The 9483-nt window shown below is 70.3% G+C and carries 9 protein-coding genes; 6 read left to right on the top strand and 3 right to left on the bottom strand.

Annotated elements, in window-relative coordinates; all coding sequences use genetic code 11:
- Both AOK24_RS39725 and AOK24_RS39720 read right to left on the bottom strand, forming a co-directional pair.
- Positions 1-645 (bottom strand): NADH-quinone oxidoreductase subunit B (locus AOK24_RS39725; protein ID WP_240554343.1); only part of this gene is annotated, 645 nt, incomplete at its 3' end.
- Between the two features lie 77 nt (positions 646-722).
- Positions 723-1130 (bottom strand): NADH-quinone oxidoreductase subunit A, encoded by a 408-nt coding sequence (locus AOK24_RS39720; protein WP_055724778.1) that lies wholly within the window; start codon positions 1128-1130, stop codon positions 723-725.
- 194 nt (positions 1131-1324) lie between these two features.
- On the opposite strand from AOK24_RS39720, the gene AOK24_RS39715 reads away from it, so the two are divergent.
- The 5 genes from AOK24_RS39715 (at position 1325) to AOK24_RS39695 (ending at position 8334) form a co-directional block, all read left to right on the top strand.
- Complete coding sequence (locus AOK24_RS39715) at positions 1325-2488, top strand: sensor histidine kinase (RefSeq protein ID WP_107104160.1); 1164 nt, start codon at positions 1325-1327, stop codon at positions 2486-2488.
- A gap of 266 nt (positions 2489-2754) precedes the next feature.
- Positions 2755-4101: a sensor histidine kinase gene (locus AOK24_RS39710; protein WP_055724776.1), complete on the top strand. Its 1347-nt coding sequence runs from the start codon at positions 2755-2757 to the stop codon at positions 4099-4101.
- Positions 4102-4436: 335 nt separating this feature from the next.
- Positions 4437-5096 (top strand): response regulator transcription factor, encoded by a 660-nt coding sequence (locus AOK24_RS39705; protein ID WP_276206890.1) that lies wholly within the window; start codon positions 4437-4439, stop codon positions 5094-5096.
- 237 nt (positions 5097-5333) lie between these two features.
- Positions 5334-7265, top strand: coding sequence for a 2-oxoacid:acceptor oxidoreductase subunit alpha (locus AOK24_RS39700; protein ID WP_055724775.1), 1932 nt, complete (start codon positions 5334-5336; stop codon positions 7263-7265).
- A complete protein-coding gene (locus AOK24_RS39695) occupies positions 7258-8334 on the top strand; it encodes a 2-oxoacid:ferredoxin oxidoreductase subunit beta (protein ID WP_240001060.1) in 1077 nt (358 codons plus the stop codon). Before AOK24_RS39700 ends, AOK24_RS39695 begins: the two co-directional genes overlap by 8 nt.
- 82 nt (positions 8335-8416) lie before the next feature.
- On the opposite strand, the gene AOK24_RS39690 is transcribed toward AOK24_RS39695, so the two are convergent.
- Positions 8417-8842, bottom strand: coding sequence for a winged helix-turn-helix transcriptional regulator (locus AOK24_RS39690; protein WP_055724774.1), 426 nt, complete (start codon positions 8840-8842; stop codon positions 8417-8419).
- Between the two features lie 91 nt (positions 8843-8933).
- On the opposite strand from AOK24_RS39690, the gene AOK24_RS39685 reads away from it, so the two are divergent.
- Positions 8934-9483: NAD(P)H-binding protein (locus AOK24_RS39685; RefSeq protein WP_159052158.1), on the top strand; the 550-nt coding region annotated here is incomplete at its 3' end.

Here is a 9483-nt window from a genome sequence, read left to right as displayed (position 1 = left end):
CTGGAGGGCGGCCGGGGAGGGGCGGGTGGCGTAGCGGTCGGCCAGGGACTCGCGGGCGATCTTCTCCTGGAGCTTGAGGATTCCCTGGAGCAGCGCCTCGGGGCGGGGCGGGCAGCCGGGGACGTACACGTCGACGGGGATGATCTGGTCGACGCCCTTGGTCACCGAGTACGAGTCCCAGTACGGGCCGCCGCAGTTGGAGCAGGCGCCGAAGGAGATGACGTACTTCGGCTCGGGCATCTGCTCGTACAGCCGCTTCACGGCCGGCGCCATCTTGTCGGTGACCGTGCCCGATACGACCATCAGGTCGGCCTGGCGGGGTCCCGGCGCGAACGGGATCACGCCGAGCCGGATGAAGTCGTGGCGGGCCATGGACGCGGCGATGAACTCGATCGCGCAGCAGGCGAGGCCGAAGTTGAAGACCCACAGGGAGTAGCGGCGGCCCCAGTTGAGGACGACCTTCATGGGTTCGGGGGCGAGCCGGGCGAGTGCGCCGAGGCGTTTGGGTTCGGGGAGGTACACGGGTGACGGGGCTACGGCAGCGACCTCGCTCGCCGGCGGCGTACCTGTAATACCCGTAGTACCCGCAGTACCTGTAATACCCGTCATACCTCCGGCACCCTCGCCGCTCCCGGCGACCGTCATACCCGTAGTCCCTCCGGCCGACCCCGGCCCCGTGCCCATCGGCCCCGTACTCATACCCGTCGGCCCCGTCTCCGGTGTCACGCCCATTCCAGGACGCCCTTCTTGTATGCGTACAGCAGCCCCACGGTCAGGAACCCCAGGAAGATGAACATCTCGACGAGGGTGGTCGCGCCGTAGCCGTCGGCGGCGAAGACCGTCGCCCAGGGGAAGAGGAAGATGGAGTCGACGGCGAAGATGACGTACAGGAAGGCGTAGACGTAGTACCGGACCTGGGTATGAGCCCAGCCCTCGCCGACCGGGTCGACGCCGCACTCGTACGTCATGAGTTTTTCCGGCGTCGGGACGACGGGCCGCAGCAGGCGGCTCGCGCCGAACGCCACGGCCACGAACAGCACGCCGACGACGGCGAGCAGTCCGACGGCCGAGTACGACTGGAAGTAGTCCGCCGCGAGCGCGGTCCCCGGGGCGCCGGTCGATTCCCGCACGTCCGTCCCTTCGCTGCCGAGTTGTCAGAGCCGTCAGAGCTGTCTGTTGTCGCGTACTCACGGGAGTCTAGGCCCTGCTAAAGGGACGGTAAGCGGGTCGTCACGCCACTTCTGGTGGGGGTGGGGTTTTCCCCCGGGGCCCGGCGGTGGGGAACGCCATGGCGCCGCCGCCCGGCACACGGCAGGCTGGCCGTATGACCGCGAAATCCCTGGCTCCCGACGAGCCCCTCCCTCCCCCGCGCCCCGCTCTCGACGCGGTGACGTGGAAGGAGATCACCCATCTCGTGCTCAACCTGCCGGTCGCGCTGACCGGTTTCACGTACGCCGTGACGATGCTGGCCGTCGGCGCGGGGCTGACGGTGACCGTCGTCGGGCTGCCGCTGCTGGCGTTCGGGCTGATGGGCGCGCGGGCGATGGGGCGGTTCGAGCGGGCGCGGGCGCGGGTGCTGCTCGGGGTGCGGGTGGAGGAGCCGTCGAAGGTGCCGTGGCGCCGGGGGCGCGGGTTCCTGCCGGTGCTGTGGACGGCGCTGAAGGACCCGGTCGGCTGGCGGACGGTGCTGTACGACGTGGTCAGGCTGCCGTGGGGGATCCTCACGTTCACGGTCGCCGTCACCTCGCTGTTCGTGGCGTGGCCTCTCCTCCCCTATCTGGCGCGGGCGTTCGCGAACATGGACCGGGCGATGGTGCGGGCGCTGCTGTCGCCGTCGGACGAACTGGAGCGCCGGATCGCGGAGTTGGAGTCGGACCGGGGGGCCGTGGTGGACACGGCCGCGGCGGACCTGCGGCGCATCGAGCGAGATCTGCACGACGGGGCGCAGGCGCGGCTCGTCAACCTCGCGATGGGGCTCGGGCTGGCCAAGGAGAAGCTGCTCGAAGACCCGGACACGGCCGCGGAGATGGTCGCGGAGGCGCACGGTGAAGTGAAGCTGGCCTTGCAGGAGTTGCGTGATCTGGCGCGCGGCATCCACCCGGCGGTCCTCACCGACCGGGGGCTCGACGCGGCGCTCTCCTCCGTCGCCTCCCGCTGCACGGTGCCGGTGAAGGTCACCGCCGACCTGCCGACCCGGCCCGCGCCGGCCATCGAGGGGATCGCCTACTTCACGGTCTCCGAGCTGCTCCAGAACATCAGCAAGCACAGTGGCGCGCGGTCCGCTTCGGTGGACGTGTGGCGGTCCGACGAACGGCTGCTGATCCAGGTGAGCGACGACGGGCAAGGGGGCGCGAGCCTCGACAGGGGGACGGGGATGCGGGGGCTGGCGGACCGGCTGGACGCGGTCGACGGGCTGTTCGTCGTGGACTCGCCGCCGGGGGGCGGTACGACGGTGACGGCGGAACTGCCGTGGCGGGACCGGGGGTAGCTCCGGAGGGGTAGTTCTGAGGTATGGGGTCGCTCGTAGCCCTCACGGTCGTACGACTGTGAGGGCTACGGGTATGAGGGCTACGGGTATGACGGGGCCCGCCCGCGCCGCCCCGCCCCGAGGCCCTCGGCCTAACCGGGTACGACCGCGGAGGTAGGGATAACCCCCCACCCGAGACGCCGACGGACTCCATGGCTCCCCCGGCCCCCACCCGCGACCCTGGTGGTACGGCAGACGGTGCACGACGAGCGGAACGGGACGGAGCCATGGCCATGCAGGGCGTGGAGTACGGGAGCTACGGGGAGTACGGGGAGCCCGAGCGGCGTCATCGGCTGCCGGCGGCGCTGCGGGCCCCGTTCGAGGGGCGCAGCTGGCGGGAGTTCGGGTACGTCCTGCTGAGCCTCCCGATCAGCGTCGTGTTCTTCAGCTACACGGTGACGATGCTGTCGGTGGGCGTCGGCCTCATGGTGTCGTTCCTCGGGGTGCCGCTGCTGGCCGTCGCGCTGGCGGGCTGCCGGGGTTTCGGGGCGCTGGAGCGGGCCCGCGCGCGCGGGTTGCTCGGTATGGAGATCGGTGACCCGGCGCCGCCGCGCCCGCGCAAGCGGACCCTGATGGGCTGGGTGGGCGCGGTCCTCAGGGACGGCGCGTCGTGGCGGCACGTGCTGTACTCGCTGCTGCAACTCCCGTGGGCGGTCTTCACGTTCACCGTCTCGGTGACGCTCTGGTCGATCGGCTGGATGATGCTGACGTACCCGCTGTGGTTCTGGGTGTTCCCGATGTACGCGGGCCAGGACGGCCTCCAGCTGTACGGCGACGGCACGCACCGGATCTACCTGGACAACCCGTTCGAGATCACCGTGACCGCGCTGATCGGCCTGGTGTTCACGATGGTCACGCCGTGGATCGTGCGCGCGCTGACGACGGTGGACCGGCTGATGGTGCACGGCCTGCTGGGACCGTCGCGGCTGGCCTCGCGCGTGGTGGAGCTGGAGTCGGACCGGGGCGTCGTGATCGACACGGCCGCGGCGGACCTGCGCCGGATCGAGCGGGACCTGCACGACGGCGCCCAGGCCCGCCTGGTCAACCTGGCGATGGATCTGGGCCTGGCGAAGGAGAAGCTCCGCGAGGACCCGCAGGAGGCCGCGCGGATGGTCTCGGAGGCGCACGGCGAGGTGAAGACGGCGCTCCAGGAGCTGCGTGACCTGGCGCGCGGCATCCACCCGGCGGTCCTCACCGACCGGGGCCTGGACGCGGCGCTGTCCTCGGTCGCCTCCCGCTGCACGGTCCCGGTGCAGGTGGACGTGGACCTCGACGAGCGGCCCGCGCCGGCCATCGAGGGGATCGCCTACTTCACGGTCTCCGAGCTGCTCCAGAACATCAGCAAGCACGCGCGCGCGACGATGGCGTCGGTGGACGTGTGGCGGGTGGAGAACCGGCTGATGCTCCAGGTCGTCGACAACGGGGTGGGCGGCGCCGACACCTCCGGCGGGTCGGGGCTCGCGGGACTCGCGGAGCGGCTGGACGCGGTGGACGGGATCCTGGTGGTGGACTCTCCGGCCGGGGGGCCGACGCGGGTGACGGCGGAGCTGCCGTGGCGGGCGGAGCGGATCTGATCGTCGTCCATGAGGGCGTTGTTCCGGTCAGGAACGGTCGACTGTGACCGTTCCTGACCGAAACATTGTCCTGGGGAGGGCCGGAACGATGTCCCAAGAGGACCGAAACTCCGCCCTTGGTGACCGAAACTCCACCCCATAGGGGTCACTATCACGCCGTTTTCCGTCGTCGATCGGTCCTCTAGGAGCACATGGAAGCCTGTTCCGTGGCTCCCGGAACCCCTTGAAGAGGGGTCGGGTCGTCCTTGGGGACGATCCGTTCGGCTCCGGGCCTGGGATGCTGGGTGCGCACGCAGCCGTACAGCTACCGGGGGGCCGGAATCGTGGAGGACAGGGTGCGAGTCGTCATCGCGGAGGACTCGGTGTTGTTGCGGGAGGGGCTGACCAGGCTGCTCACCGACCGGGGGCACGACGTGGTCGCCGGGGTCGGGGACGGGGACGCGCTCGTCAAGACGATCACGGAGCTGGCCGCCGAAGGCGCGCTGCCGGACGTGGTCGTCGCGGACGTGCGCATGCCGCCGACGCACACGGACGAAGGGGTGCGGGCCGCCGTACAGCTCCGCAAGGCCCATCCCGGGCTCGGGGTGCTGGTGCTGTCACAGTACGTGGAGGAGCGTTACGCCACCGAACTGCTGGCCGGTTCCAGCCGCGGGGTGGGATACCTGCTCAAGGACCGGGTGGCGGAGGTCCGCGAGTTCGTGGACGCCGTCGTGCGCGTCGCGCAGGGGGGTACGGCGCTGGATCCCGAGGTCGTCGCGCAGCTCCTCGGCCGTAGCCGCAAGCAGGACGTGCTGGCCGGGCTCACGCCCCGGGAGCGGGAAGTACTAGGCCTTATGGCTGAAGGACGGACCAACTCGGCGATCGCCAGGCAGCTCGTGGTCAGCGACGGGGCCGTCGAGAAGCACGTCAGCAACATCTTCCTGAAGCTCGGCCTGTCGCCCAGTGACGGGGATCACCGCCGCGTTCTCGCGGTGCTGACCTACCTGAACTCGTGACGGGGTAGCACTGTAGTCGCTTGACATTGTCAATGACCGGGTGTGGTGGACGACGGGGAACGGAGCGAGCGGTAGATCATGACAAGCCGGGGCGTCCGGCCGTCGTACGGCGGTGATCCGCGCACGATGATCGGCCGAATGGCCGAGGGCGGGCGACCCTCACAGTCGTAGGCTTGATCTGGGAGGGCCTGCGGGAAGGCAGCTCCCGGACAGCCGCCTCGAAGGAGGTCCAGTTCAGTGACCAGTCAGGTCAGCAGCCCGGCGGAGCAGGCCGACGAAGCCGTCGTGGGAGAGCAGCGCAAACCGGGCGGGACGGCGAAGGACGTACGCCGTGTCGACCGGGTGATCATCAGGTTCGCGGGGGACTCGGGCGACGGGATGCAGCTCACGGGTGACCGGTTCACCTCGGAGACGGCGTCGTTCGGGAACGATCTGTCCACGCTGCCGAACTTCCCGGCCGAGATCAGGGCCCCCGCAGGGACGCTGCCCGGAGTGTCGAGCTTCCAGCTGCACTTCGCGGACCACGACATCCTGACGCCGGGTGATGCGCCCAATGTGCTGGTGGCGATGAACCCGGCGGCGCTGAAGGCGAACGTGGGCGACCTGCCGCGCGGCGCGGAGATCATCGTCAACACGGACGAGTTCACCAAACGGGCGATGCAGAAGGTGGGGTACGACGCGAGTCCCCTGGAGGACGGCTCGCTGGACGGCTACCACCTCCATCCGGTGCCGCTGACGACGTTGACGGTCGAGGCCCTCAAGGATTTCGACCTCACCCGCAAAGAGGCCGAGCGCAGCAAGAACATGTTCGCGCTCGGCCTCTTGTCATGGATGTACCACCGGCCCACGGAGGGCACGGAGCGGTTCCTGAAGGCGAAGTTCGCGAAGAAGCCGCAGATCGCCGAGGCGAACCTGACGGCCTTCCGCGCGGGCTGGAACTTCGGCGAGACGACGGAGGACTTCGCGGTCTCCTACGAGATCGCGCCGGCCACCACCGCGTTCCCGCCGGGCGTCTACCGCAACATCTCCGGCAACCTCGCGCTCGCGTACGGGCTGATCGCGGCCTCCCGCCAGGCGGACCTGCCGCTGTTCCTCGGCTCGTACCCGATCACCCCGGCCTCGGACATCCTGCACGAGCTGTCGCGGCACAAGAACTTCGGTGTGCGCTCGTTCCAGGCGGAGGACGAGATCGCCGGTATCGGCGCGGCGCTGGGGGCGGCCTTCGGGGGCTCCCTCGCGGTGACGACGACGTCGGGGCCCGGCGTAGCTCTCAAGAGTGAGACGATCGGCCTCGCCGTGTCGCTCGAACTGCCGCTGCTGATCGTCGACATCCAGCGCGGCGGCCCCTCGACCGGCCTGCCGACCAAGACCGAGCAGGCCGACCTGCTCCAGGCGATGTACGGCCGCAACGGCGAGGCGCCGGTGCCGATCGTCGCCCCGCGCACGCCCGCGGACTGCTTCGACGCGGCGCTGGAGGCGGCCCGTATCGCGCTGGCGTACCGCACGCCGGTGATGCTCCTGTCGGACGGCTACCTGGCCAACGGCTCCGAGCCCTGGCGGGTCCCCGAGGTCGACGAACTGCCCGACCTGGCCGTGCGGTTCGCGCAGGGCCCCAACCACACGCTCGCGGACGGCACGGAGGTGTTCTGGCCGTACAAGCGCGACCCGCTCACCCTCGCGCGCCCGTGGGCCGTCCCCGGCACGCCCGGCCTCGAACACCGCATCGGCGGCATCGAGAAGCAGGACGGCACGGGCAACATCTCCTACGACCCCGCCAACCACGACTTCATGGTCCGCACCCGGCAGGCCAAGGTCGACGGGATCGACGTCCCGGACATCGAGGTCGACGACCCGGACGGCGCGCGCACGCTGGTGCTCGGCTGGGGGTCGACGTACGGCCCGATCACGGCCGCCGTACGCCGGCTCAGGACGGCCGGGGAGGCCATCGCGCAGGCGCACCTGCGGCATCTGAACCCCTTCCCGAAGAACCTCGGTGTCGTACTCAAGAGGTACGACAAGGTGGTGATCCCCGAGATGAACCTCGGTCAGCTCGCCACGCTCGTACGGGCGAGGTACCTGGTCGACGCCCACTCCTACAACCAGGTCAACGGCATGCCGTTCAAGGCGGAGCAGCTCGCCACGGCGCTCAAGGAGGCCATCGATGGCTGAGCCGACGCAGGTGTCCGAGGCGAACCCGCTGCTCCAGCTGGTCCCGAGGGCCGAGGCGAAACAGGCCATGAAGGACTTCAAGTCGGACCAGGAGGTGCGCTGGTGCCCGGGGTGCGGGGACTACGCGATCCTGGCGGCCGTGCAGGGCTTCATGCCCGAGCTGGGGCTGGCGAAGGAGAACATCGTCTTCGTGTCGGGGATCGGCTGCTCGTCGCGGTTCCCGTACTACATGAACACCTACGGGATGCACTCCATCCACGGGCGCGCGCCCGCGATCGCGACGGGGCTCGCGTCGTCGCGGCGGGACCTGAGCGTGTGGGTGGTGACCGGTGACGGGGACGCGCTCTCGATCGGCGGCAACCACCTCATCCACGCGCTGCGGCGCAACGTCAACCTGAAGATCCTGCTGTTCAACAACCGGATCTACGGGCTGACGAAGGGCCAGTACTCCCCTACCTCGGAGGTAGGGAAGATCACGAAGTCGACGCCGATGGGTTCGCTGGACGCGCCCTTCAACCCGGTGTCGCTGGCGCTCGGCGCGGAGGCGTCGTTCGTGGCGCGGACCATCGACTCCGACCGCAAGCACCTGACGGAGGTGCTGCGGCAGGCCGCCGCGCATCCGGGGACCGCGCTGATCGAGATCTACCAGAACTGCAACATCTTCAACGACGGGGCGTTCGAGTCGTTCAAGGACCGGGAGGCGGCCCAGGAGGCGGTCATCCGGCTCGAACACGGGCAGCAGGTGCGCTTCGGCGCGGACGGCACGCGGGGGGTCGTACGGGACCGTCGTACCGGAGAGCTACAGGTCGTCGACGTCACTCCGGAGAACGAGGCGGACCTCCTCGTGCACGACGCGCACGCCGAGTCCCCGACGACGGCGTTCGCGCTGTCCCGGCTCGCCGACCCGCAGACGCTGCATCACACGCCGATCGGGGTGCTGCGTTCCGTGCGGCGGCCCGTGTACGACAGCCTGATGGCCGATCAGCTGGACACGGCCGTCGAGCAGCGCGGGAAGGGCGACCTCGCGGCGCTGCTGGCGGGCGGGGACACGTGGACGGTGGTGGGCTGACGTCCGCTGCGGCGGGTGGGTTCCGAGGCTTCGGGGCTCACCCGCCGTCCGCGCACCCGCCACCCGCTCACCCGCCGCCCGCTCACCTCGCCGCCCGCTCCTCGCGGCGCGCGTCGTACTCCGCGCGGGCCGCCATGACCCGGTCCAGGCGGGCCTGGGTCCACTCGGCGACCTCGCGGACGCGTTCGGCGGCCTCACGGCCGAGGGGGGTCAGGGAGTAGTCGACGCGGGGCGGGATGACCGCGTGGGCCTCGCGGTGGACGAGGCCGTCGCGCTCCAGGGTCTGGAGCGTCTGGGTGAGCATCTTCTCGCTGACCTTGCCGATCGCGCGGCGCAGCTCGCTGAAGCGGTACGGGCGGTCCAGGAGGTTGAGCAGGACGAGGACGCCCCAGCGGCTCGTGACGTGCTCCAGCACCAGGCGCTGGGGGCACATCGCGCTGTCGGCCTCCTGATGGGCGTGTACGAGGTCCGTGAAGCGCGGGGCGCTGGTCTCCTTGGTTACCGACATGCCGGTAGCTTACTTCAAAGTGGGTACTTTCCTTTGGTTAGCGCTCCCCCTAGGGTTAGTGCGCAGAGCACCCCACAAGGAGTTGTGAACCATGAGCATCGTCGTCACCGGAGCCACCGGACACCTCGGCCGCCACGTCGTGGAGCAGTTGCTGGAGAAGGTTCCCGCGGAGCAGATCACGGCCGTCGTGCGCGACGAGGCCAAGGCCGCGGACCTCGCCGCGCGCGGCGTCAAGCTCGCCGTCGCCGACTACAACGCCCCCGAGACCTTCGACGGCGTCCTCGGCGCCGGCGACAAGGTCCTGCTGATCTCGGGCAGCGAGGTCGGCAACGACCGGCCCGGCCAGCACCAGGTCGTCATCGACGCCGCGAAGGCCGCCGGCGTGGCTCTGCTGGCGTACACCAGCGCGCCGGGCTCCCTGACGGCCGCGCTCGCGGACGACCACCGGGCCACCGAGAAGGCGCTGCTCGCCTCCGGGGTGACGTACACGCTGCTGCGCAACGGCTGGTACCACGAGAACTACACCGAGAACCTGGCCCCCGTCCTGGAGCACAGCGCGGTCGTCGCTGCGGCCGGCGAGGGGCGTGTCTCCTCCGCCGCCCGCGCGGACTACGCGGCTGCGGCCGTCGCCGTGCTGACCG

This window comes from Streptomyces niveiscabiei, from assembly GCF_001419795.1.
Taxonomy (GTDB): Bacteria; Actinomycetota; Actinomycetes; order Streptomycetales; family Streptomycetaceae; genus Streptomyces; species Streptomyces niveiscabiei.
Note: the sequence above shows the minus strand (reverse complement) of the source record. Positions and strands in the feature narration are given on the sequence as shown.